At 72.4% G+C, this 21595-nt stretch carries 21 protein-coding genes; 14 read left to right on the plus strand and 7 right to left on the minus strand.

Going from position 1 to position 21595, the window contains the following annotated elements; genetic code table 11:
* Positions 1-162 precede the first annotated feature (162 nt).
* Together ACFYPH_RS15135 and ACFYPH_RS15140 are read right to left on the minus strand one after the other, a co-directional pair.
* On the minus strand, positions 163-1566 hold the full coding sequence (locus tag ACFYPH_RS15135) for a HAMP domain-containing sensor histidine kinase (RefSeq protein ID WP_363941735.1): 1404 nt from the start codon (positions 1564-1566) through the stop codon (positions 163-165).
* A gap of 29 nt (positions 1567-1595) precedes the next feature.
* Entirely contained in the window at positions 1596-2285 is a 690-nt protein-coding gene (locus ACFYPH_RS15140; RefSeq protein ID WP_007458139.1) for a response regulator transcription factor, read from the minus strand.
* Between the two features lie 73 nt (positions 2286-2358).
* Here ACFYPH_RS15140 and ACFYPH_RS15145 point away from each other — a divergent pair, with 73 nt between their 5' ends.
* A complete protein-coding gene (locus ACFYPH_RS15145) occupies positions 2359-3276 on the plus strand; it encodes an ADP-ribosylglycohydrolase family protein (protein ID WP_387182095.1) in 918 nt (305 codons plus the stop codon).
* 276 nt (positions 3277-3552) lie between these two features.
* On the opposite strand, the gene ACFYPH_RS15150 is transcribed toward ACFYPH_RS15145, so the two are convergent.
* Complete coding sequence (locus ACFYPH_RS15150; protein WP_355065671.1) at positions 3553-4437, minus strand: DUF1775 domain-containing protein; 885 nt, start codon at positions 4435-4437, stop codon at positions 3553-3555.
* A 234-nt stretch (positions 4438-4671) separates the two neighbouring features.
* Here ACFYPH_RS15150 and thrS point away from each other — a divergent pair, with 234 nt between their 5' ends.
* Positions 4672-6681, plus strand: coding sequence for a threonine--tRNA ligase (gene thrS / locus ACFYPH_RS15155; protein WP_354861970.1), 2010 nt, complete (start codon positions 4672-4674; stop codon positions 6679-6681).
* Between the two features lie 123 nt (positions 6682-6804).
* Here thrS and ACFYPH_RS15160 read toward each other — a convergent pair whose 3' ends face one another.
* Positions 6805-7533, minus strand: a complete 729-nt coding sequence (locus ACFYPH_RS15160; RefSeq protein WP_387182100.1) for a D-Ala-D-Ala carboxypeptidase family metallohydrolase — start codon at positions 7531-7533, stop codon at positions 6805-6807.
* Positions 7534-7709: 176 nt separating this feature from the next.
* Between ACFYPH_RS15160 and ACFYPH_RS15165 the strand changes: the two genes are divergently transcribed.
* Positions 7710-8222, plus strand: coding sequence for an HIT domain-containing protein (locus tag ACFYPH_RS15165; RefSeq protein ID WP_354861989.1), 513 nt, complete (start codon positions 7710-7712; stop codon positions 8220-8222).
* Positions 8223-8267: 45 nt separating this feature from the next.
* Here the strand turns inward: ACFYPH_RS15165 and ACFYPH_RS15170 are convergent, their stop codons facing one another.
* A complete protein-coding gene (locus ACFYPH_RS15170; protein WP_355065675.1) occupies positions 8268-8750 on the minus strand; it encodes a hypothetical protein in 483 nt (160 codons plus the stop codon).
* A gap of 96 nt (positions 8751-8846) precedes the next feature.
* Here ACFYPH_RS15170 and ACFYPH_RS15175 point away from each other — a divergent pair, with 96 nt between their 5' ends.
* Positions 8847-9905: an aldo/keto reductase gene (locus tag ACFYPH_RS15175; RefSeq protein WP_355065677.1), complete on the plus strand. Its 1059-nt coding sequence runs from the start codon at positions 8847-8849 to the stop codon at positions 9903-9905.
* 351 nt (positions 9906-10256) lie between these two features.
* On the opposite strand, the gene ACFYPH_RS15180 is transcribed toward ACFYPH_RS15175, so the two are convergent.
* Positions 10257-12413 carry an elongation factor G-like protein EF-G2 gene (locus ACFYPH_RS15180; protein ID WP_387182104.1) on the minus strand — a complete coding sequence of 719 codons (2157 nt, stop codon included), beginning with the start codon at positions 12411-12413 and terminating at the stop codon, positions 10257-10259.
* Positions 12414-12664: 251 nt separating this feature from the next.
* Between ACFYPH_RS15180 and pgsA the strand changes: the two genes are divergently transcribed.
* The 7 genes from pgsA to ACFYPH_RS15215 all read left to right on the plus strand — a co-directional run bounded on the left by pgsA (position 12665) and on the right by ACFYPH_RS15215 (position 18726).
* Positions 12665-13294 carry a phosphatidylinositol phosphate synthase gene (gene pgsA, locus ACFYPH_RS15185; protein WP_354861795.1) on the plus strand — a complete coding sequence of 210 codons (630 nt, stop codon included), beginning with the start codon at positions 12665-12667 and terminating at the stop codon, positions 13292-13294.
* 46 nt (positions 13295-13340) lie between these two features.
* Positions 13341-14273 (plus strand): phosphatidylinositol mannoside acyltransferase, encoded by a 933-nt coding sequence (locus ACFYPH_RS15190; protein ID WP_387182108.1) that lies wholly within the window; start codon positions 13341-13343, stop codon positions 14271-14273.
* 16 nt (positions 14274-14289) lie between these two features.
* Positions 14290-15450 (plus strand): glycosyltransferase family 4 protein, encoded by a 1161-nt coding sequence (locus ACFYPH_RS15195; protein WP_354861798.1) that lies wholly within the window; start codon positions 14290-14292, stop codon positions 15448-15450.
* An 82-nt stretch (positions 15451-15532) separates the two neighbouring features.
* Entirely contained in the window at positions 15533-16036 is a 504-nt protein-coding gene (locus ACFYPH_RS15200) for a hypothetical protein (RefSeq protein ID WP_355065683.1), read from the plus strand.
* Positions 16037-16192: 156 nt separating this feature from the next.
* Complete coding sequence (gene pdxS, locus ACFYPH_RS15205) at positions 16193-17110, plus strand: pyridoxal 5'-phosphate synthase lyase subunit PdxS (protein WP_354861802.1); 918 nt, start codon at positions 16193-16195, stop codon at positions 17108-17110.
* 2 nt (positions 17111-17112) lie between these two features.
* A complete protein-coding gene (gene pdxT / locus ACFYPH_RS15210; protein WP_354861804.1) occupies positions 17113-17715 on the plus strand; it encodes a pyridoxal 5'-phosphate synthase glutaminase subunit PdxT in 603 nt (200 codons plus the stop codon).
* A gap of 258 nt (positions 17716-17973) precedes the next feature.
* Entirely contained in the window at positions 17974-18726 is a 753-nt protein-coding gene (locus tag ACFYPH_RS15215) for a YebC/PmpR family DNA-binding transcriptional regulator (RefSeq protein ID WP_354861806.1), read from the plus strand.
* 118 nt (positions 18727-18844) lie between these two features.
* Here the strand turns inward: ACFYPH_RS15215 and ACFYPH_RS15220 are convergent, their stop codons facing one another.
* Complete coding sequence (locus tag ACFYPH_RS15220; RefSeq protein ID WP_387182355.1) at positions 18845-19081, minus strand: hypothetical protein; 237 nt, start codon at positions 19079-19081, stop codon at positions 18845-18847.
* A 508-nt stretch (positions 19082-19589) separates the two neighbouring features.
* Between ACFYPH_RS15220 and ACFYPH_RS15225 the strand changes: the two genes are divergently transcribed.
* From ACFYPH_RS15225 to ACFYPH_RS15235, 3 genes are all read left to right on the plus strand, one after another.
* Positions 19590-20468 carry a helix-turn-helix transcriptional regulator gene (locus ACFYPH_RS15225; RefSeq protein ID WP_354861812.1) on the plus strand — a complete coding sequence of 293 codons (879 nt, stop codon included), beginning with the start codon at positions 19590-19592 and terminating at the stop codon, positions 20466-20468.
* Entirely contained in the window at positions 20461-20646 is a 186-nt protein-coding gene (locus ACFYPH_RS15230; protein ID WP_354861814.1) for a DUF397 domain-containing protein, read from the plus strand. The genes ACFYPH_RS15225 and ACFYPH_RS15230 overlap by 8 nt, the downstream gene beginning before the upstream one ends.
* A 269-nt stretch (positions 20647-20915) precedes the next feature.
* Positions 20916-21533, plus strand: a complete 618-nt coding sequence (locus tag ACFYPH_RS15235) for a DUF402 domain-containing protein (protein WP_354861815.1) — start codon at positions 20916-20918, stop codon at positions 21531-21533.
* Positions 21534-21595: the final 62 nt, after the last annotated feature.

Here is a 21595-nt window from a genome sequence, read left to right on the forward strand (position 1 = left end):
CCCGCGGGCCTCCGACCGCCGTCGTTAACCGCGATCTAAGGAAGACTTGCGCCGCCGCACAGCCCCGGTCCGCTCAGCCGATCGGAGCGCCCCCGTCGGCCGATCGGTCGGAGGTGTTTTAGTCGCCTGCGCGGGGGTGTTCAGTCGTCGGTGGGGCGCTGCTCAGTCGTCGGTGGGGCGCTGGCGGGGCCAGCGACGGCCGCTCGTCTTCTGGTCCCGGGCGTCGCGCGCCATCCGGCCCACGAGGCCGAACCGGTTGACCTGCCGGGGCGTCGCCTCCGGGTCGGCGAGCAGCATCACCACGCTGGCGCCGCCCAACCGGGCCCGGTCGATGCTGACCGAGCCGTTGGCCTGCAACGCCACCCGCTTGGCGATGTCCAGGCCGAGCCCGGTCGAGCCCTGGTCGCTGGTGCCCCGCCGCAGCGCCCGGTCCGGGTTGGCGATCCCCGGGCCGGCGTCGTCGATCCGGATCGCCACGTACCCGTCGCGGCGGGACACGGCCACCTCGAACGCCGTTCCCTGCGGGGTGTAGCGGAAGACGTTGCCGATCACCGCGTCCAGCGCGGCGGCCAGCTCGGCGCGTGGCACGGGCGCGGGGATGCGCAGCTGAGCGCCGTTGACCCGGTGTGGCCGGTTCTGGTCACCGGCGAGCGCCGCCCAGAACACCATCCGGTCCCGGACGACCTCGCTGACGTCGCACATCGCCGGGCCGGCCTCGTGGGCCACCGCCTTGCGCGTGGTCTTGATCAGCACGTCGATCTCACCTTCGAGGGTGACGATCGCCTGCCGGATCCGCCGGATGCCCCGCAGCCGGTCCAGTTCCGCCGGGCTGAACGAGCCCACACTGGTGTCGTCGGACTCCAGCGCCTCCGCGTCCAGCCGCAGCACCGTCAACGGCGTCCGCAGCCGGTGGGACAGGTCGGCCACCAGCTCCCGCTCATCGGTGCGCGCCGCGTCCAGCCGGTCGGCCATCCGGTTGAAGGCGTACCCGGCCTCCGCCAGCTCACGGGGCCCGGTCGGCTCCACGCGTACGCCCAGGTCGCCGTCGCCGATCGACAGGGCGGCCTTGACCAGACCTCGGGTGGCGTCCACCGCGCGGGCGGCCACCCGGTCGACCACCAGCACCGCCGCGCCGGCCATCGCCGCGCCCACCCCGAACAGCAAAAGCCAGGTGCCGCCGGCGCCCTCGCCCAACGTCGAGTCCGCCACGAACACCTCGACCACGGCCGTCCGATCGCCGAGGACCACCGGGTCGAGCCGGACCACCCCGCCGTCCACGTCGGTGACCAGCGAGCGCCGCTCGGCGCGGGCACGATCCAGGTCGCTGCCGCTGGCGCGGCCGGCGGACTCGTCCAACCCCAGCCCGTGCACCACCGGCCGGGTCGACGCGCCGTCACCACTGGCCACGACGGCGCGTTCCACCACCGCCGGGTCCGTGCTCACCGCCAGCGCCCCGGTCACCAGCGCGCTGCGCCGGGCCGCGTCGGCGATCGCCTCCTCCCGGCTCTGCTCGCGCAGGCTCAACCCGAGCGGGATCAGGAACGCGAGCGCGACGAGACTGCACATGCCGGCCGTGAGCAGGGCCAGCGCCGTCCTCAGTCCGGTGCCACCAGCCGGAACCCGACCCCCCGCACGGTGCGCAGGTAGCGCGGCTTCGCCGCGGACTCGCCCATCTTTCTGCGGAGCCAGTACAGGTGTACGTCGATGGTCTGATCCTCGCCGACCGATGGCTGCCGCCATACCTCCTCCAAGAGTTCCCGGCGGGACACTACCCGCCCGGGTCGTGCGGCGAGATACGCCAGCAGGTCGAATTCCTTACGGGTCAGCGCCAGCGGCTCCCCGTCGAGCTGGGCGCTGCGCTCACCGACGTCGACCCGCAACCCGCCGACGGTGTGCACCGCGGGCTGCACCGTCCGGCTGGCCCGCCCGGCACGCCGCAGCACCGTGGTGATGCGGGCGTCCAGGTGCGCGCCCGTGAACGGCTTGACCATGTAGTCGTCGGCCCCGGCGCGCAGCAGCTTGACCACCGACTGCTCGTCGTCGCGGGCGGTGGCGATGATGATCGGGACGTCGGTGATGCCGCGCAGCATCCGCAGGGCGTCGGAACCGTCGAGATCGGGCAGGCCGAGGTCCAGCACCACCAGGTCGGGTGTCTCCGCGGCGACCCGGCGCAACGCGTCCAGGGCGGTGCCCACGGCGTGCACGGCATGCCCCCGGTCAGCGAGGGACCGCAGCATCGCGCCGCGTACGACGTGATCGTCTTCGACCAGGAGCACGGAGGCCACGACAAGACCGTACTTGGCCTGGCAAGTTGATCGCGTTGCGACGTGCCTGGGAACCGGGCAAGCTGGTACAACGATGTCCTTCACCCTGTTCGCCGACGCCCGCCTGGCGCTCGCCCGGGACAGCCTCGCCGGCCTCTCCACCGGCGACGCGCTCGGCGCGCGGTTCTTCCTGCCGGGGCCGCCGCAGGACCTCACCGACGCCACGCTGCCGCCCGCGCCCTGGGAGTGGACCGACGACACCGAGATGGCCTGCTCGGTGGTCGCGGAACTGGCCGCGACGGGCCGCATCGACCCGGACCGGCTGGCACTGGCGTTCGCGGAACGCTGCGACGCCCGGCGCGGGTACGGCCCCGGCGCGATGCTGATCCTGCGGCTGATCCGCACCGGCACCCCGTGGCCGGTGGCCGCCGCGTCCGCCTTCGACGGCCAGGGCTCCTGCGGCAACGGCGCGGCGATGCGGGTGGGCCCGCTGGGCGCGTACTTCGCCGACTCCACCGCCCGCGCCGCCGCGCAGGCCCGCGCCTCGGCCGAGGTGACCCACGCGCATCCCGAGGGAATCGCCGGCGCGGTCGCGGTGGCGGTCGCCGCCGCGCTCGCCGCCCGGGCCCGCCTCGACGGACACCGACCGGCCCCGGCCCGGCTCCTGGCCGGGATCGCCGCCGCGGTCGACCCGGGCACCGAGGTGCACCGCGGCGTGCACCGCGCCGTCGGGCTGCTCGGCCGGCCCCTGTCCCGCGTGGTGGCGGCGCTCGGCAACGGCGCCCGCGTGACGGCCCAGGACACCGTCGCGTTCACGCTCTGGGTGGCCGCCACCCACCTCGACGACTACCCGGAGGCCATCCGGGTCTGCGTGCGCGCCGGCGGTGACGTGGACACCACGGCGGCCATCACCGGCGCGGTGGTGGCCGCGTACACCGGCGTCGGCACGCCGGGCGGTGTGCCCGAGGCGTGGCTGGCCGCCCGCGAGCCGCTGCCCACCTGGCTACCCTGACCGCTCGCCTGCCCGGCACCGTGGGTGCCCCTTGCCAGGTCCTGGGCTCGTGGTGTCCCTGACTGTCCGGTGTCCCGAACGCTCGGCAGCCCTGCCTCACCGGCTGCGTTCACAGCCGCCAAGGGTGCCACGTCACCTTTGCTCTGCTTCAACCCGCGCAACAGTTTTGGGGCCTGGGTGGTGCGCGGGTTGAAGCAGAGCAAAGGACGCGCGAAGGGCTGCGGCCGCCGCCCGGCCATGAGCTGACGCCCGTCCGCCGCTGCGGCCGGTGCTGCCTCAGCCGGTGCGGGCAGGAGTGGCCGCCGAGGCCAGCTCCGCGGCGGCCGCCGGATCCGTGGGCGCGTCCGTGCCGTCCGGCTGCGACGCCGGCGTCACCGTGTCGGTCTCCGCCGCGCCGGTCACCGCTGCCAGCGCTCCCCGCTCGGCCGGGTCACGTCGCCGCATACGGCTGACCAGCCAGCCGATCGCCGCGCCGCCGCCCAGGCCGGCCAGCAAGCCGGCGGCGAGCATCGCGTCGGCGTTGCCGGATTCCTCTGCGGAGCCGCCCGCCGCCGTGTCACCGCCGCCGGAAGCGCCGTCGGCGCCCTGCGCCCCTGCGGCGGGACCGTTCCCCGCGTCCGCCGCCGGGGCGCCGTGCCCGCCGTGCCCGACCGGCCCGGCCGCACCCGCCGCCGCCGGCAACAGAGTCAGCACCGGGGCCCGGTGTGCGCCGCTGGCGTCCGCCCACCGGACGACCGTGCCGTCGGCGTACGTCTGGACGACCTCGAAGGTGAGCCGCTCCGCCTGCGGCAGCGGGCCCATGGACAGGGCCAGCCGGGCCGGGCCGGACGCGCCCGCGCCGACGCGGACCCAGGTCACCGCCGTGGTCACGGTGCTCACTCCGGAGGAGTGGATGCCGGCCACCGGCTTGTCCAGCGTACGGGAGCTGATCTTGGGCGCCCAGCCGTCGACCGACATCGGGTAGACCTCGGCCACCGGGGCGTCGGCCGGCAACCGGACCTCGATCCGGGTGGTCTTCGTGCCGGCCCGCTCCTCGGGCACGCTGAACTCCAGCCGTACGGCGTCGCCCTGCCGTGCCTCGGTCGGGGTGGTCGTCACGTCCGCGGCGTGCGCCGCCGTACCGGGCCAGAGCAGCAGCCCCGCGGCGGTCAGCGCGGTCACCGCCGCGATTCGCCGCGGGCGGCCTCCGCCGTGCGTGCTCGCCATCTCGTGCCCCCATCCGTCTCGACGTGACCGGCTCCGGTTTCCGGCCACACCTTCTAGTTCGGCTGGCAGGCGCGAAAGGTTCAACGCCGGACGCGAGGAAGGTGCCCTTCCCGGCCGCGAGGGGGTGGACCGATAGCATCGGCAGGAGCCGAGGACCGGCATCGTTTCGTACTGCTTGGAGGAGTCACCGTGTCCGCACCCCGTACCCCCGCCGTGGCCGACCCTGTCGTCGTCGCCGCCGGGACGACGGCGGCCGACGCGGTGGCCGCGGCCGGACTGCCCGCGAACGGCCCCAAGGCGATCGTCGTGGTCCGCGACCCGCAGGGTCAGCTGCGCGACCTGGACTGGGCGCCGACCGAGGAGACCGTCGTCGAGCCGGTCAGCCTGGACTCGCCCGACGGGCTCACCGTGCTGCGCCACTCCACCGCGCACGTGCTCGCCCAGGCCGTGCAGGACATCTTCCCCGAGGCCAAGCTGGGCATCGGCCCGCCCATCGAGAACGGCTTCTACTACGACTTCGACGTCGCCAAGCCGTTCCAGCCCGATGACCTCAGCAAGATCGAAAAGCGCATGCAGGAGATCGTCAAGTCCGGGCAGCGGTTCCGTCGCCGCCGCTTCGGCAGCCTCGACGAGGCGCGCGCCGAGCTGGCCGACGAGCCGTTCAAGCTGGAGTTGATCGAGGTCAAGGGCGAGGGCCTGGACACCGACGAGGTGATGGAGGTCGGCGGCGGCGAGCTGACCATCTACGACAACCTCGACGCCAAGGAGGACAAGGTCTGCTGGTCGGACCTGTGCCGGGGCCCGCACCTGCCGACCACCCGACTGATCGGCGCGTTCAAGCTGATGCGCTCGGCCGCCGCGTACTGGCGCGGGTCGGAGAAGAACCCCCAACTGCAGCGGGTGTACGGCACCGCGTGGCCGACCCGCGACGAGCTCAAGGCGTACCTGAAGCTGTTGGAGGAGGCCGCCCGGCGCGACCACCGCAAGCTCGGCGCGGACCTCGACCTGTTCAGCTTCCCCGACGAGATCGGCTCGGGCCTGGCGGTCTTCCACCCCAAGGGCGGCATCATCCGCCGCGAGATGGAGCACTACTCGCGGCGGCGGCACGAGGAGGCGGGGTACGAGTTCGTCAACACCCCGCACATCTCCAAGGCGCAGCTGTTCCACACCTCCGGGCACCTGCCGTACTACGCGGACACGATGTTCCCGCCCATGCAGCTGGAGGGCGCGGACTACTACCTCAAGGCCATGAACTGCCCGATGCACAACCTGATCTTCAGGTCGCGGGGGCGGTCGTACCGCGAGCTGCCGCTGCGGATGTTCGAGTTCGGCACGGTCTACCGGTACGAGAAGTCCGGCGTCGTGCACGGCCTGACCCGGGTCCGTGGCCTGACCCAGGACGACTCGCACATTTACTGCACCCGCGAGCAGATGGCCGGCGAGCTGTCCACGCTGCTCAGCTTCGTGCTGGACCTGCTGCGCGACTACGGCCTGGACGACTTCTACCTGGAGCTGTCGACCCGGGACGACTCGCCCAAGTTCATCGGCGCCGACGAGGACTGGGCGGAGGCGACCGAGGCGCTGCGGACCGCCGCCGAGACCTCGGGTCTGGAGCTGGTGCCCGATCCGGGTGGCGCGGCGTTCTACGGGCCGAAGATCTCCGTGCAGGCGCGCGACGCGATTGGCCGGACCTGGCAGATGTCCACCATCCAGGTCGACTTCAACCAGCCGGAGCGGTTCGGGTTGGAGTACCAGGCCGCCGACGGCAGCCGCCAGCGGCCCGTGATGATCCACCGGGCGCTGTTCGGGTCGATCGAACGGTTCTTCGGGGTGCTCACCGAGCACTACGCAGGCGCGTTCCCGGCCTGGCTGGCCCCGGTGCAGGTGGTGGGCATTCCGATCCGCGAGGACCACACCGACTACCTGCACGGCTTCGTCGCGGCGCTGCGGGCCGAGGGCATCCGGGCCCAGGTGGACGCGGGTGACGACCGGATGCAGAAGAAGATCCGTACGGCGCAGCAGCAGAAGATCCCGTTCATGGTGATCGCCGGTGACGACGACGTGGCGGCCGGCACGGTGTCCTTCCGCTACCGCGACGGCTCCCAGCGCAACGGTGTGCCGATCGCCCAGGCGGTCACCCACGTCCTCGACGTGGTGACCTCCCGCACGAACGTCGGCCCGTCGGCCGCACCGGAGTAGCCGGCGCCGCGCGCCGCGCGTCATGATCGTGCTCGATCCAGGAAGTAGTGGTCTCCCCGCCGCGGGAGGCCACTACTTCCATGTTCGGGCGCGATCACGCCCGAAAGGCGGGCGTCAGCCTGGTCAGATGCCGCAGGTGGGTGCCGACCAGCCGCCGACCGCCGCGACGTGGGTGTGGTCGTTGTGGTCCGGGTAGCCGGGGCCGAGGATCTGTCCGAAGCCGTGGTTGCGGGCCTGCTGGGCCAGCCGGCACAGCGACGGTGAGCCGACCAGGTCCACCGCGTCGCCGTACAGGTGGCGGCTGTTCGAGGCCCCGCCGACCGCGCTGTTGCAGGCGTAGCTGCGGAAGCTGCTGCTGATCCCGATGGGCACGTCACCGAGGGCGTGCCGCAGGGCCTGGAGCTTCCACATCGAGACGAGCGCGTTGGCGCGGGCGGTGCTCGCCGCGACCGCTCCGCCGGACCAGGTGCTGTTGCAGTTGTTCAGCTCGGCGTAGCTGAAGTTGACCGGTGTGCAGTCGTCGTCCTGGAGGGCGTACAGCCGGTTGAAGGTCTGCGGGCCGGCGACGCCGTCCGCGCCCAACCCGTACGCCTGCTGAAAGCGGATCACCGCGGACCGGGTGGCGGGGCCGTAGGCGCCGTCGATGGTGAGCACGGCGCCGTAGCCGGGGTAGCCGGCGACGCGGATCTGGAGTTGCCGGACGTCCTCGCCGGACATCCCCTGCGACAGGGTGCGCCCCCAGGTGTAGCAGCCGTCCGCGTGCGCCACGCTGGCGGTGAGGGTGACCCCGGTCACCGTGGTGGCGACGGCCAGCGCGAGCGCCGCGATGACCCTGCCGAGTCGTCGGATCATGAAGCTCTCCATTCATTTATTCAAGTGCCTGAATGCATGGAAGTTTCAGGTCTCGGCGGCAATCCGTCAACAACTTGCAGCAAGGAGTTTCCCGGTGACGGGTGTCGCGGCTGGCCCACGCGGCTCCGTAGGATCGGCTCGTGACAGGGGCGGAGCGGCACACGGACAGCGACGGCATGGCGGACGGCCTGGATCGGCTCTGGACGCCGCACCGGATGACCTACATCTCCGGCGAGGACCGCCCGGCCGAGGGCTACGAGAAGCCGACCGGCTGCCCGTTCTGTCTGGCCCCCGGGCTGCCCTCCGAGGAGAGCCTGGTGGTCGCCCGCGGCGAGCGCGTCTTCGTGGTGCTCAACCTCTACCCGTACAACCCGGGGCACCTGCTGGTCTGCCCGTACCGGCACGTCGCCGACTACACCGACCTCGACGAGCCGGAGACGGTCGAGCTCGCCTCGTACACCCAGACCGCGATGCGGGTGATCCGCAAGGTCAGCAACGCGCACGGCTTCAACCTGGGCATGAACCAGGGCGGGGTGGCCGGCGCCGGCATCGCCGCCCACCTGCACCAGCACGTGGTGCCGCGCTGGGGCGGCGACGCGAACTTCATGCCGGTGATCGGCCGCACCAAGGTGCTGCCCCAGCTGCTCGGCGACACCCGCGACCTGCTCGCCCGCGCCTGGCCGTCCTGACCCGCCGGGCCTGACCTCGCCGCCGCGAGGACCGCGCCGGTCCGGCTAGTCGGCGCGCAGCAGGTCGGCAAGCTCCGCCCAGCTCCTTACCGGGTGTACGCGGGGCAGCAGCGCGGCGTGCGCGGCGACCTCCGCCCGGCGGGGCCGGAACAGGTAGCGGTGCGGCACCGAGTCGAGGTAGCCGAGCACCTCCAGCCTGTCGTCGACGAAGTGGGTCAGGTCGAGCCGCCGGGCGATCGGCGCCTTGGCCGGCCGGGTCCGGCAGAAGTGCACCCGCTCGACGGGGATCCCGGTGCGAGCCGTGAGATCGTGGTGGGCCAGCCACTCCCGGGTCCGCCGCTCGGTGGACTCGCCGCACTTGGAGACGAGGTGCACCTCGTCGAACGCCGGCCCGAGCGCTCCGAGCGCGTCGAACGCCCCGTCGACCATGGGCGTCCGCAGGTAGTGCGCGCCGAAGAAGGAGGTGTCGGCGTCGTCGTCGGCCGGCTCGATGAGCACACCGCCGATGTCCACGCCCAGCCGTCGCATGGCGTCGATCATGCCGTACGGCCCCGGCGCGCGCGTACCGCGTTTCCGCGTGCGGAGTTGCTACGCCCCGCCCGGTGAAGGTGGCACGATCGGCCGATGGCAGTGACGACACGGATGTTGGGGCGCAGCGGCATCGAGGTCAGCGCCCTCGGCATGGGGTGCTGGGCGATCGCCGGTCCATGGGCGGAGGGCAGCCAGCCGCTGGGCTGGGGCGCGGTCGACGACGACGAGTCCGTGCGGGCGGTACGCCGCGCGCTCGAGGAGGGCATCACACTCTTCGACACCGCCGACACGTACGGCGCGGGGCACGGCGAGCGGGTGCTGGGGCGGGCCCTCGCCGGCCGCCGGGACGAGGCCGTGATCGCCACCAAGTGGGGCTACACGTTCGACGAGGCGACCCGGCAGGCGACCGGGGAGGACGCGTCACCGGCGTACCTGCGGCGGGCCGTGACCGCGTCGCTGCGCCGGTTGGGCACCGACCGGATCGACCTCTACCAGCTGCACCTGGCCGACCTGCCGGTGCCCCGCGCGGAGGCGCTGATCGGCGTCTGCGAGGACCTGGTCGCCGAGGGCCTGATCCGCGCGTACGGGTGGAGCACCGACCGCCCGGACCGGGCCGCCGCCTTCGGACAGGCCGCCTCCGGCGCCACCGCCGTGCAGCACGCCCTGTCAGTGCTGCGCGACGCCCCCGAGGTGCTCGCCGTCTGCGACAAGTACGACCTGGCCAGCGTCAACCAGGGGCCGCTGGGGATGGGCCTGCTCACCGGCAAGTACACGGCCACGTCGACGTTGCCCCGCGACGACGTGCGCGGGTTGGCGCCAGGCTGGCTGGAGTGGTTCCGCGGCGGCCGGCCCGCGCCGGAGTGGCTGCGCCGGGTCGGGGCGGTCCGCGCCGCGCTGACCGCCGACGGGCGCACCCTCGCCCAGGGCGCGCTGGGCTGGATCTGGGCACGCAGCGGGCGCACCATCCCGATCCCCGGCTGCCGTACGGTCGCCCAGGTCGAGGAGAACGCCGCCGCGCTGCGCCGGGGGCCGCTGGCGCCGGACCAGTTCGTCGAGGTGGAACGCCAACTCGCCGCCCTGCGCACCGCCGCGCTGCGCGACGCCGATCGCCCACACTGGCCCCGCCCCACCCACCCCACGACCCACCCCTGACCCGCACACCGCGCGCAGTGCGGGCACGCCCTCTCCGACGCCGGTCCCGTCCCGTCCCGTGCTGTGGCGTGCCGCGCGGTGCCGTGTGCCATGGCGGCGCCGCGTGCTGTGCTGGTGTCGCGTCCTGTCGAGCTGCCCCAGATCTGGGGCAGCGTCGGTGCGGATGTGGTCCGCTCCGGCAGCGGCGCCCCGAATGTGGGGCAGCTCGACAGGACGCGAACACGTAGGCCGCGCCGCAGCCCCGCCCACGCGCGACGGCTCGCGCGCGACGGGGAGTCGTCCGGGACAGGCGCGCGGGCACCAGGGCCAGCGGGCAGACAGGGCCAGCGAATACGCAGGGGGCACGCAGGATTACGGGGTGTGTTCCTTGCGGGCCTGGTCGGCCAGGTGGGTGGGCATCGGGTCGTGGCGTACGAAGTGGCGGCGGAAGGTGCCCGTGCCGGCGGTCATCGAGCGCAGCTCGACGGCGTAGCGGAGCAGTTCGGTGGCCGGCACCTCGGCGCGCACGAGGGTACGGCCCTCGGCTTCCTCGTCGGGTTCGGTGCCGAGCACCCGGCCGCGCCGGCTGGACAGGTCGCCCATCACCGCGCCCACCGAGCCGTCCGGCACCCGGACGGTCACCTCCTCGATCGGTTCCAGCAGCGTCGGCTGGCCGCGCTCGGCGGCGTCGCGCAGCGCGAGCGCGCCGGCGGTCTGGAAGGCCGCGTCGGAGGAGTCGACGCTGTGCGCCTTGCCGTCGACGAGGGTGACCCGCAGGTCCACCACCGGATGGCCGGCGACCAGCCCGCGTTCCAGCTGGGCGCGGACGCCCTTCTCGACTGACGGGATGTAGTTGTGCGGCACCGCGCCGCCGACGATCCGGTCGACGAACTCGAAGCCGGCGCCGCGGGGCAGCGGCTCCACCTCGATGTCGCAGACCGCGTACTGGCCGTGGCCGCCGGACTGCTTGACGTGCCGGCCGTGCCCCCGTGCCGGCACGGTCAGCGTCTCGCGCAGCGACACCTTGACCGGTTCGGTGTCCAGCTCGACGCCTCCGGCGCGCAGCCGGTCCAGCACGACGTCGGCGTGCGCCTCGCCCATGCACCAGAGCACCAGCTGGTGGGTCTCCGGGTTGCGTTCCAGCCGCAGGGTGGGGTCGCCGGCGACCAGCCGGGCGAGGTTGCGGGCCAGCGCGTCCTCGTCGGCGCGGCTGCGGGCGACGATCGCCACCGGCAGCAGCGGCTCCGGCATCTCCCACGGCGCGATCAGCAGCGGGTCGTCCTTGGCCGAGACGGTGTCGCCGGTCTCCGCGCTGCCCGACTTGGTGATCGCGCAGATGTCGCCGGCCACGCAGTGCGGCACCTCGCGCAGGGTCGCGCCCAGCGGGGTGTAGATGTGCCCGACCCGCTCGTCGGCGTCGTGGTCGGGGTGCCCGCGCTCGGCCATGCCGTGCCCGCAGATGTGCACGGTCTGTTCGGGGCGCAGCGTGCCGGAGAAGACCCGGACCAGCGAGACCCGACCGACGTGGCGGTCGACGGTGGTCTTGACGACCTCGGCGACGAGCGGGCCGTCCGGGTCGCAGGTCAGCGGCGGGCGGGGCGAGCCGTCCACGCCGGTGACCGCCGGCAGCTCGTGCTCCAGCGGTGACGGGAACGCGGCGGTCAGCACCTCCAGTAGCGCGTCCAGGCCAACGCCGGTCTCGGCGCAGACCGGCACCGCCGGATAGAAGTGGCCCCGGGCGACGGCCTTCTCCAGGTCGTCGATGAGCACGTCGTCGCTGATCTCCTCGCCGTCGAGGTAGCGGTCCATGAGGGTCTCGTCCTCGCTCTCGGCGATGATCCCCTCGATCAGCTCGTCGCGGGACTCGTCGATGGCCCGCTGGTGCTCCGGGTCCGGGTCGCGGACGTCGGCGGGGAGCCCGGCGCTGTAGTCGAAGACCCGGCGGGTGATCAGCCCGAGCAGGCCCTCGGTGGAGACGCCGTCGTCGCCGAGCATCGGCAGGTAGAGCGGCATCACGTTGTCACCGAAGACCCGCTGGCAGAGCGCCACCGTCTCGTCGAAGTCGGCGCGGGGCGCGTCGAGGCGGGTCACCGCGACGGCGCGCGGCATGTCGACAGCGGCGCACTCCTCCCACAGCGCCACCGTGGCGGCGTCCATCCCACCGGCCGCCGAGACGACGAACAGCGCGGCGTCGGCGGCCCGCAGGCCGGCCCGCAGCTCGCCAACGAAGTCGGCGTACCCGGGTGTGTCCAGCAGGTTGACCTTGATGCCGTTGTGCAGCAGGGGCGCGCAGGACAGGCTCACCGAGCGCTGCTGGCGTACGGCGGCCGGGTCGTGGTCGCCGACCGTGGTGCCGTCGACGACGCTGCCGGCCCGGCCGATGGTGCCGGTCGCGGCGAGCAGCGCCTCGACGAGCGTCGTCTTGCCCGCACCGGAATGCCCGACGAGCACCACGTTGCGAACCCGCGCGGGGTCGGTCACCACCGGCGTGCCGCCGGTGGCCCCCTTTTCCTGATTTTTCTGCGCCATGGGGCGCACCTCCCTCAGCCGGTGGTGGGTGGCGACCGCCGCGCGAGGTGGAAGCGGCCCGGGGCGAGTGCGCGGCGATATCCTCCGGTGGTCTGCTGCACAGCGGGAACTCAACGGGCGGGCGGGTGAGCTGGCTCACCTCCCGGCTCGATCTCACACCCGTTGCCGTACAGGCACAAGCCTGCCCCGGGCGGGTCGCAGGGACCGGCCGTATCGCCGGACCTGGGCGGACCGTTATCGTGGGGACCGCCATGGCGAAGATCTTCCAAGTGTCGGCCCGCGCGGGGATGACCCGCGTCGTCGAGCCGATCGCACGTGCCCTCCTGCGCGCGGGCGTCACTCCCAATGCCGTCACCGTCGCGGGCACCGTTGGTGTGCTCATCGGCGCGCTCGGCTTCGGTGCCCGCGGCCACCTGGTCGCGGGCGCGTTGATCGTGACCGTGTTCGCGCTCACCGACCTGCTCGACGGGACGATGGCCCGGATGAGTGGCGGCTCCACCCGCTTCGGCGCGTTCCTCGACTCAAGCATGGACCGGGTCGCCGACAGCGCCGTCTTCGGCGCGGTGGCCTACTGGCTGGCCACCCGGGGCGACCACTCCGGGGTGGCCGCCGCGCTGCTGTGCCTGGCCGCCGGCGGGCTCGTCTCCTACGTGAAGGCGCGCGCCGAAGGGTTGGGCATGACCTGCAACGTGGGCATCGCCGAGCGCACCGAGCGGCTGCTGATCGTCGGCGTCGGCGGGATCCTCACGGGCGTCGGCGTGAAGCCGGCCCTGGAGATCGCGCTCTGGCTGCTCGCCGCCATCTCGATCTTCACGGTGGGGCAGCGGGTGGCGCACGTCTACCGCCAGGCCCAGCAGCTCCAGCCGGACGGCCAGGCGTGAGCGGGCTGCCGGCGACCCGGCGTCGGACGACCGGCGGCCGGGCCGCGTGAACCTCACCGAGCTGGGCTACGTCGCCGGATGGCGGCTGGTCCGCGCGCTTCCCCGGCCGTTGGTGGCGGCGGCGTTCCGGGCGGGCGCGGACCGCGCCCATCGCGGCGGTGGCGGGGGTACGGCCCGACTGCGCGCGAACCTGCGCCGGGTGGTCGGCCCGGAACTGCCCGAGGCGGAGCTGGACGATCTCGTCAAGCGCGGGCTGCGCTCGTACGCCCGGTACTGGATGGAGGCGTTCCGGCTGCCCGCGTTGAGCCGGGAGCAGATCCTGGCCGGGTTCCGCCTCGACGGCGCGGAGTTGCTCGCCGCCGACGTGGCCGCCGGCCGGGGCGCGGTGGTGGCGCTGCCGCACGCCGGCAACTGGGATGCCGCGGGCGCCTGGGTCGCGGCCACCGGTTGGCCGATCACCACCGTCATGGAGCGGCTCAAGCCGGAGGGCGTGTACGAGCGTTTCCTGGCCTTCCGGGCCGAGCTCGGGATGGAGATCCTGCCCACCCACGGTGGCCCGCGTCCGGCGTTCGACGTGCTGCTGGACCGCGTCCGCGCCGGCGCGGTGGTGCCGCTGCTGGCCGACCGGGACCTCTCCGCCCGGGGGGTGGAGGTGGACTTCTTCGGTGGGAAGACCCGGATGCCGGCCGGGCCGGCGCTGCTCGCCCTGCACACCGGAGCGCCGCTGTACGTGGCCTCGTTGTGGTACGAGCAGGACGTGGCGTGCGCCTCGCTCGCCGGCCCGCTGCCGGTGCCCGGGCCCGAGGCGGGGCCTCTGGACCAGCGGGTCCGGTCGCTGACCCAGCTGATCGCCGACGGTCTGGCGGCGGGTATCGCCCGGCATCCGGAAGACTGGCACATGTTGCAGCGGATGTGGTTGGACCAGAGGAGGGCGGGGGAGGGCACGGCGCTGCCCTCGTCAGCCCCCGGCCAGGGCTGAGGGGGTGGGCTGACGCATGCGGATCGGCATCGTGTGCCCGTACTCGTTCGACGTCCCCGGCGGGGTGCAGAACCACGTCATGGATCTCGCCGAGGCGCTGATCGTGCTCGGTCACGAGGTCAGCGTGCTCGCTCCGGCGGATGAGGATTCGCCGCTGCCGGAGTACGTGGTGTCCGCCGGCCGGGCGGTGCCGCTGCCGTACAACGGGTCGGTGGCCCGGATCGCGTTCGGCCCGGTCTCGACCGCGCGGGTCCGGCGCTGGCTCACCAACGGTGACTTCGACGTGCTGCACGTGCACGAGCCGCTGACGTTGAGCCTGTCGCTGCTGGCGGTGCTCTCCGCTCGCGGCCCGGTGGTGGCCACGTTCCACACGGCGATGACCCGTTCGCGGGTGCTGGCCGCCGCGCAGGGTGTGCTGCAGATCGTGTTGGAGCGGATCACCGCCCGGATCGCGGTGAGCGCGCTGGCCCGCAAGGTGCAGGTCGAGCACATGGACGGCGGCGCGGTGGAGATCCCCAACGGGGTGGCGGTGGCGAAGTTCGCCGACGCCGAGCCGCTGCCAGGCTGGCCGGGGGAGTGCGGGCCGGGCACCGGCGGCACGGTGGGCTTCCTGGGCCGGTTCACGGAGGCGCGCAAGGGTTTCCCGGTGCTGCGGGACGCCTTCGTGGCGCTGGCGGCGACCCGCCCGGGGTTGCGGCTGCTGGTCGCCGGCCCGGGTGACCCGGACGACCTGTACGACCAGTTCCCGGCCGCGCTGCGGGAGCGGGTGACGTTCCTCGGGCTGGTCTCCGAGGCGGACAAGGCCCGGATGCTGCGCAGCGTGCACCTGTACGTGGCGCCGAACACCGGCGGCGAGTCGTTCGGGATGATCCTCACCGAGGCGCTGGCCGCCGGCACCACGGTGATCGCGAGTGACCTGGACGCGTTCCGCCGGGTGCTCGACGGTGGGCGGGCGGGGCGGCTGTTTCCGACCGGAGACGCGGTGGGATTGCGTGACGCCCTGTCCGAGCTGCTCGACGACCCGGCCGGGCGGGCCACGCTGAGCGCCTGCGGCGATCAGGTGGTGGCGAATTTCGACTGGCCGGTGGTTGCTCGGCGTGTTCTTGAGGTATACGCAGCGGCGATCGAGGCGACCGACGGGCGGGTCATCGACCAGGAATGGGTGGGGCTGGGCTGACCCGCGTGACGGATGGTGCGGCTGGTGACGCCGGTGACCGGCGCGGGCGTGCGCAACGGAGGAGAAACGGAGCAGCACTACGATGCCGCACATGTGGTGGGTGGTGGCCGCGAGTGTGCTCGTGGGGGTGCTTGCGGCGTACCTCATCTGGACCGCCGGCCGGGTCGAGCGGCTGCAGGGCCGCGCGGAGCTGGCGGCGCGGGCCCTCGACGCCCACCTGCTGCGCCGGGCAGCGGCCGCGGCGGTGCTGGCGGAGCGGCGTTTCGGCGTCGAGTTGTACGCGGCGGCCCGGATCGCGCTGGACGCTCCGCCGCAGGAGCGGGAGGCGGCTGAGAACGACCTGACCCGGCAGTTGCGCTCGGTGCGGCTGGACCCGGCCGATCCGGACTGCACGGCGGTCATCGCGGCGAGCCGCCGTCTCGCGTTGTCCCGGCAGGTGCACACCGACCTGGTTCGCGACGCCCGGTCGGCGCGCAGTCGTCCGCTGGTGCGGTTGTTTCGGATGGGGCGGGGCCGGGAGTGGCCGCGCTACTTCGACATCGACGACCCGACGCTCGTCGTGCCGGCCGACGTTCCGGCCGGCTGATCGGGGCGGGCGGAGGCTGACCGGGGCGGGCCGGCGCGGCGGTGAGCAGGGCCACAGTGCAGGCCACCGGGGGTCTGATTGGCTGTCGGCGCGGCGTTGACCAGTGCGTAGCATTTCCGCTGCCACCCCCACCGCACGTCCAAGGAGCGATGACCCGTGCCCGAAACCACCGCCTCGACCACCGGCACCGCCCCCGTCGTCGGCACGGCCCGCGTGAAGCGGGGCATGGCCGAGATGCTCAAGGGCGGCGTGATCATGGACGTCGTCAACGCCGAGCAGGCCAAGATCGCCGAGGACGCCGGCGCGGTCGCGGTGATGGCCCTGGAGCGGGTGCCCGCCGACATCCGCGCGCAGGGCGGGGTGTCCCGGATGAGCGACCCCGACATGATCGACGGGATCATCGAGGCGGTGTCCATCCCGGTGATGGCCAAGGCCCGCATCGGTCACTTCGTGGAGGCGCAGATCCTCCAGTCGCTCGGCGTCGACTACGTCGACGAGTCCGAGGTGCTGACCCCGGCCGACTACGCGAACCACATCGACAAGTGGGCGTTCACCGTGCCCTTCGTCTGTGGCGCGACCAACCTGGGCGAGGCGCTGCGCCGGATCACCGAGGGCGCGGCCATGATCCGCTCCAAGGGCGAGGCCGGCACCGGTGACGTCTCCAACGCCACCACCCACATGCGCAAGATCCGCCAGGAGATCCGCCGGCTGTCCTCGCTGCCGGCCGACGAGCTGTACGTCGCGGCCAAGGAGCTGCAGGCCCCGTATGAGCTGGTCAAGGAGGTCGCCGAGAGCGGCAAGCTGCCGGTGGTGCTGTTCACCGCCGGCGGGATCGCCACACCGGCCGACGCGGCGATGATGATGCAGCTCGGCGCGGAGGGCGTCTTCGTCGGCTCCGGCATCTTCAAGGCCGGCAACCCGGCTCAGCGGGCCGCCGCGATCGTCAAGGCCACCACCTTCCACGACGACCCGGATGTGCTGGCGAAGGTCTCCCGGGGTCTGGGTGAGGCGATGGTCGGCATCAACGTCGACGAGATCCCGCAGCCGCACCGCCTGGCCGAGCGCGGTTGGTGAGGATGAACCGACCCACCATCGGTGTGCTCGCGCTCCAGGGCGACGTCCGGGAGCACGTGGCGGCGCTGGCCGCGGCGGGCGCGGATGCCCGCCCGGTCCGCCGCCCGAGCGAGCTGGACGCGGTCGACGGGCTGGTGATCCCGGGGGGCGAGTCCACCACCATCAGCAAGCTCGCCGACATCTTCGAGATGCGTGAGCCGATCGACAAGCGGATCGCCGACGGCATGCCGGTCTACGGCTCCTGCGCCGGCATGATCATGCTGGCCACCGAGGTGCTGGACGGTCGGGCCGACCAGCGCGGCTTCGCCGGGATCGACATGACCGTACGGCGTAACGCGTTCGGCCGGCAGGTCGACTCGTTCGAGGCGCCGGTGGAGGTCGCCGGCGTGCCGGGGGAGCCGTTCCACGCGGTGTTCATCCGCGCGCCGTGGGTCGAGCGCGTCGGCGCGGCCGTCCAGGTGATCGGGAAGGTGACCGGCGGCCCGGCCGCCGAGCGGATCGTGGCGGTGCGGCAGGGCAACCTGCTGGCCACCTCGTTCCACCCTGAGCTGACGGGTGACCTGCGCGTACACGCGTACTTCGTGGAGCTGGTGCGCGCCGCCTGAGCGGCGGAAGCGCGGTGGCGGGCATGAATCCCGCCCCCGGATCGTTGGTCTGGGCAGGCCCCGGCGCCGTGCCGCCGCCCCGGGCCGGTCCCGGGTGTGACATGGCGGGGTGTGACCTCGGTAAGATTGTCGCGGTTCGGCAGGGCCGTCGCCCGGCGCGGCACTTCCCGCGGGGCCGACCGGCCGCCGGATCGCCGATGCGGCGCGGAATCGGTGCGGCAGTCGACGCAGGCGTGCAATGACAGACGGAGGTAGAAGATGTCCGGCCACTCAAAGTGGGCGACGACCAAGCACAAGAAGGCCGTCATCGACGCCAAGCGCGGCAAGATGTTCGCCAAGCTGATCAAGAACGTCGAGGTGGCCGCGCGGACCGGTGGCGGCGACCCGTCCGGTAACCCGACGCTCTTCGACGCGATCCAGAAGGCGAAGAAGAGCTCGGTGCCGAACGACAACATCGACCGCGCCGTCAAGCGCGGCTCCGGCCTGGAGGCCGGCGGCGCCGACTGGCAGACCATCATGTACGAGGGGTACGGCCCGAACGGCGTGGCGATGCTGATCGAGTGCCTCACCGACAACCGCAACCGGGCGGCGACCGAGGTGCGCACCGCGCTCACCCGCAACGGCGGCTCGCTCGCCGACGCCGGCTCGGTGTCGTACATGTTCTCCCGCAAGGGCGTGGTGATCGTGCCCAAGGAGGGCACCAGCGAGGACGACGTGATGATGGCCGTCCTCGACGCCGGCGCCGAGGAGGTCAACGACCTCGGTGAGGCGTTCGAGGTGGTCTCCGAGCCGACCGACCTGATCCCGGTGCGCACCGCGCTGCAGGACGCCGGCATCGAGTACGAGTCGGCCGAGTCCTCCCTGATCCCCAGCATGAACGTCCCGCTCGACGAAGAGGGCGCCCGCAAGGTCTTCAAGCTGATCGACGTCCTGGAGGACTGCGACGACGTGCAGAACGTCTACGCGAACTTCGACGTCAGCGACGACGTGATGGCGGCCGTCGACGCCTGAGGTCCGGCCCGTCCGGCCCGTCCGGCCTGCCCGGCCTGCCCGGCGTGATCCACACCAGGTCGCCGATGTGGGGGTGTCCGCGCGAGCGGTTGCCCCCATATCGGCGACCTGACGTGTGTCAGCGCCCCCTTGATCGGCTCGGGATGACGGGTGCCACCGGCAGCAGCCCGGCAGGCCGCACGACGATCGACCGTCGGGCGATCGCGTCCAGTCTCGGCCCCACCTCGTAGCCGTCGAGCCAGACCCACCCGTCATAGGTTGGCCAGTCGAGAACGCGGATGACGCGGAACAGGATCGGCCGGCTGAACTGGATACTCGCCGCGCGGGTGACCTGAAAGAGGTCACCCGCCCGCACGGCCGCCGGATTTCCGGTCGCGCCACGCCTTGAGATGATCACTTGCCTCGACCAGCCGGGGACACGAACCATCCGGGCCGCACCTGGTGCAGACGTTGCGATGATGAAAGTCGATCACGTAGCTCGCCATCGTCACGAGGAACGGCGGCTCGGGTCGGGGCTCCTCACCCATCATGGCGATCACCTCGCTGGGGCGACGCCGCGCTCTTCTCCTCGCTCGACGCGAGCGGCGTGGTGCGCCGGTAGGCGCCAGCCCGGCCCGGGAACCGGGTCCGCTCCACCACGTCGACTGGCTCATCCGGTCGGTGAAACCACTTCCAACGGCACACGGCCTGCCTCCCGAAGTCAATGCGAGTAGGGCATCTAGCAGGCAGGATTCCGTTGCCGGCCAACGATCTGCAACGTCTCACACCGAAAACCGCGCTTCGAGATTGACGGCGTCTCGTTTGGCCGGCCATGCTGTTCCAGATGAGACAGACAGGCCACGAGAGGTGAGACCGGAGGCCGAATGAGTGAGGTCGGTTCGTCAGTCCCACGGCGGCAACTCGGGCGGCTTCTGCGCCAGGCACGTGAGGAAGCCGGAATCAACCTTGAGGCTGCCGCCAATGACCTCGAATGGTCCCGCGCCAAGATGTACCGGTTGGAGAGTGGCCAGACTGCGCTGCGTACTCATGACGTGGTGTTGATGTGTCAGCTCTACGGCACGTCTGCCGAACTGACCGAGGTGTTGGTCAGTCTTGCCCGGGAGAGCAAGTCCCGGGGGTGGTGGCACGCCTATGACGAGGTGATCCCGGGCTGGTTCGAGTTGTACGTGGGACTGGAGGCCGCCTCCTCTTCCATCCGCCAGTACGAGCCGACCCTCATTCCCGGACTCCTCCAGACCCCGGAGTACATGGCCGCGGTGTTCGAGACCAAACCCGGGCGTACCCCGCAGGAGGTGGCGCAGAAGGTCGCCCTACGGATGCAGCGACAGAAGCTGTTGACCAGGCGCAGTCCTGCGGCCCCGCGTCTTGATGTCGTGATCGACGAAGCCGTGGTCCGCCGACCCATCGATGACATCGAGGGCTGGCGGATGCAACTCGCTCACCTGGTCAACGCCGCTCAAGCGCCGAACATCGCCGTCCGGGTGCTGCCGCTGGGGATCGGACCGCACCGGGCATCCGTTGCCGGAGCCTTCGTCTTGCTCGATTTTCCGGCAGTCGGCACCCGGCCGGCGGAGCCCAGCACGGTCTACAGCGAGTCGCTGACCGGTGGCCTCTACCTCGATCGTCCGGCGGAGGTCCAGACGTACTCTGAGGTCTGGCAGGCGCTTTGGGATCTTGCCCTGCCCGAGCGCGCCTCGGAGGATCTGGTGAGCACAGTGATCAAGGAGACCTACGATGAGTGATCTGACCGGTGCCCGCTGGCGCACGAGCACACGTAGTGGCAATGAGGGCAACTGCGTGGAGGTCGCGGACAACCTTCCCGATGTCGTGGCCATCCGGGACAGCAAGGACGTCGAAGGGCCGGCGCTCACCTTCTCCCCGGCGGCCTGGGCCGCGTTCGTGACCCACGCCAAGGCCTAATCTTGGCTGGGGCGGTGGGCGCGGCCAGCGGTGACCCTCGGTCACCTCCGTCGGGGCGGATGCGGTCGTAAGCGGTATACCTCAGAGTCATATTCATACCTCTGAGGTATACCGCTCAACAGCAGTCCGACACGGCGGGCAGCCAAAGCGGATGACCAGCGCCCTTCGCCGCAACCCCAGCCCCGTCTTGAGTTAGGACTTATTCGTCTAGGGGAGCGGCGGCCGTAGGCTTCCTTCCTCGGGGAGCGAACGAGGAGGTTCCGGGGGAGATGGTGGAACGCCGATTCGCGCCGGGTGAGGTGGTCGTCCGGCGGGAGATCCTGCGGGGCGAGGTCTGGTTCGGCTGCCCGACGATCTGCGTCGAGGACTCGCCCGACCTGCTCGCCCTCTACCTCCCGCCGGGGGCGGAGTTCGGCTTCCCGACCGACGGCGTCTTCCCCTGTGGCCGGCACCCGTGGGAGACGGCCGGCCACCGCTCCTGGTCGGGGCACGGCAAGCTGATGCTGCACCGGCCGGGCGAGGCGCACTCGGTGGACGTGTTCTGGACGGGCCCGCAGCGCGACTTCGCGGGCTGGTACTTCAACCTGCAGGATCCGCTGCGGCGTACCCCGATCGGGGTGGACACTCTCGACCACGAGCTGGACCTGTGGTGGGGCGCGGACGACGACCGGTACGTCTGGAAGGACGTCGAGATGTTCGCGCAGCGCCTCGTCGAGGGGCGCTACCCGGGCATGGCGGACGCGATCCGCGGCGAGGGCGACCGGATCGCCGCCCTGCTCGACGCGGGTCAGCGGTGGTGGGATCCGGCGTGGGCGCGGTGGCAACCCGATCCGGCCTGGTCGGCGCCCCGGTTGCCGGCCGGCTGGGCCTCGGTGCCCACCCGCTGACCACGGGCGACTGCCGTGTGAGCCGCGCCGGCCGTGTGGTCGGTCAGCACTGCGGCACCGGA

Source organism: Micromonospora sp. NPDC005252, assembly GCF_042872475.1.
Classification (GTDB): domain Bacteria; phylum Actinomycetota; class Actinomycetes; order Mycobacteriales; family Micromonosporaceae; genus Micromonospora.

Bases quoted from the DNA above. Each gene is read 5' to 3' on its own strand.
- ACFYPH_RS15160 (WP_387182100.1), bottom strand. From the start codon at position 7,533: ATGATCCGACGACTCGGCAGGGTCATCGCGGCGCTCGCGCTGGCCGTC.
- ACFYPH_RS15200 (WP_355065683.1), top strand. From the start codon at position 15,533: ATGCCGCACATGTGGTGGGTGGTGGCCGCGAGTGTGCTCGTGGGGGTG.
- ACFYPH_RS15195 (WP_354861798.1), top strand. From the start codon at position 14,290: ATGCGGATCGGCATCGTGTGCCCGTACTCGTTCGACGTCCCCGGCGGG.
- ACFYPH_RS15135 (WP_363941735.1), bottom strand. From the start codon at position 1,566: ATGTGCAGTCTCGTCGCGCTCGCGTTCCTGATCCCGCTCGGGTTGAGC.
- ACFYPH_RS15215 (WP_354861806.1), top strand. From the start codon at position 17,974: ATGTCCGGCCACTCAAAGTGGGCGACGACCAAGCACAAGAAGGCCGTC.
- ACFYPH_RS15175 (WP_355065677.1), top strand. From the start codon at position 8,847: ATGGCAGTGACGACACGGATGTTGGGGCGCAGCGGCATCGAGGTCAGC.
- ACFYPH_RS15180 (WP_387182104.1), bottom strand. From the start codon at position 12,413: ATGGCGCAGAAAAATCAGGAAAAGGGGGCCACCGGCGGCACGCCGGTG.
- pdxT (WP_354861804.1), top strand. From the start codon at position 17,113: ATGAACCGACCCACCATCGGTGTGCTCGCGCTCCAGGGCGACGTCCGG.
- ACFYPH_RS15235 (WP_354861815.1), top strand. From the start codon at position 20,916: ATGGTGGAACGCCGATTCGCGCCGGGTGAGGTGGTCGTCCGGCGGGAG.
- ACFYPH_RS15225 (WP_354861812.1), top strand. From the start codon at position 19,590: ATGAGTGAGGTCGGTTCGTCAGTCCCACGGCGGCAACTCGGGCGGCTT.
- pgsA (WP_354861795.1), top strand. From the start codon at position 12,665: ATGGCGAAGATCTTCCAAGTGTCGGCCCGCGCGGGGATGACCCGCGTC.
- ACFYPH_RS15170 (WP_355065675.1), bottom strand. From the start codon at position 8,750: ATGCGACGGCTGGGCGTGGACATCGGCGGTGTGCTCATCGAGCCGGCC.
- ACFYPH_RS15230 (WP_354861814.1), top strand. From the start codon at position 20,461: ATGAGTGATCTGACCGGTGCCCGCTGGCGCACGAGCACACGTAGTGGC.
- ACFYPH_RS15145 (WP_387182095.1), top strand. From the start codon at position 2,359: ATGTCCTTCACCCTGTTCGCCGACGCCCGCCTGGCGCTCGCCCGGGAC.
- ACFYPH_RS15165 (WP_354861989.1), top strand. From the start codon at position 7,710: ATGGCGGACGGCCTGGATCGGCTCTGGACGCCGCACCGGATGACCTAC.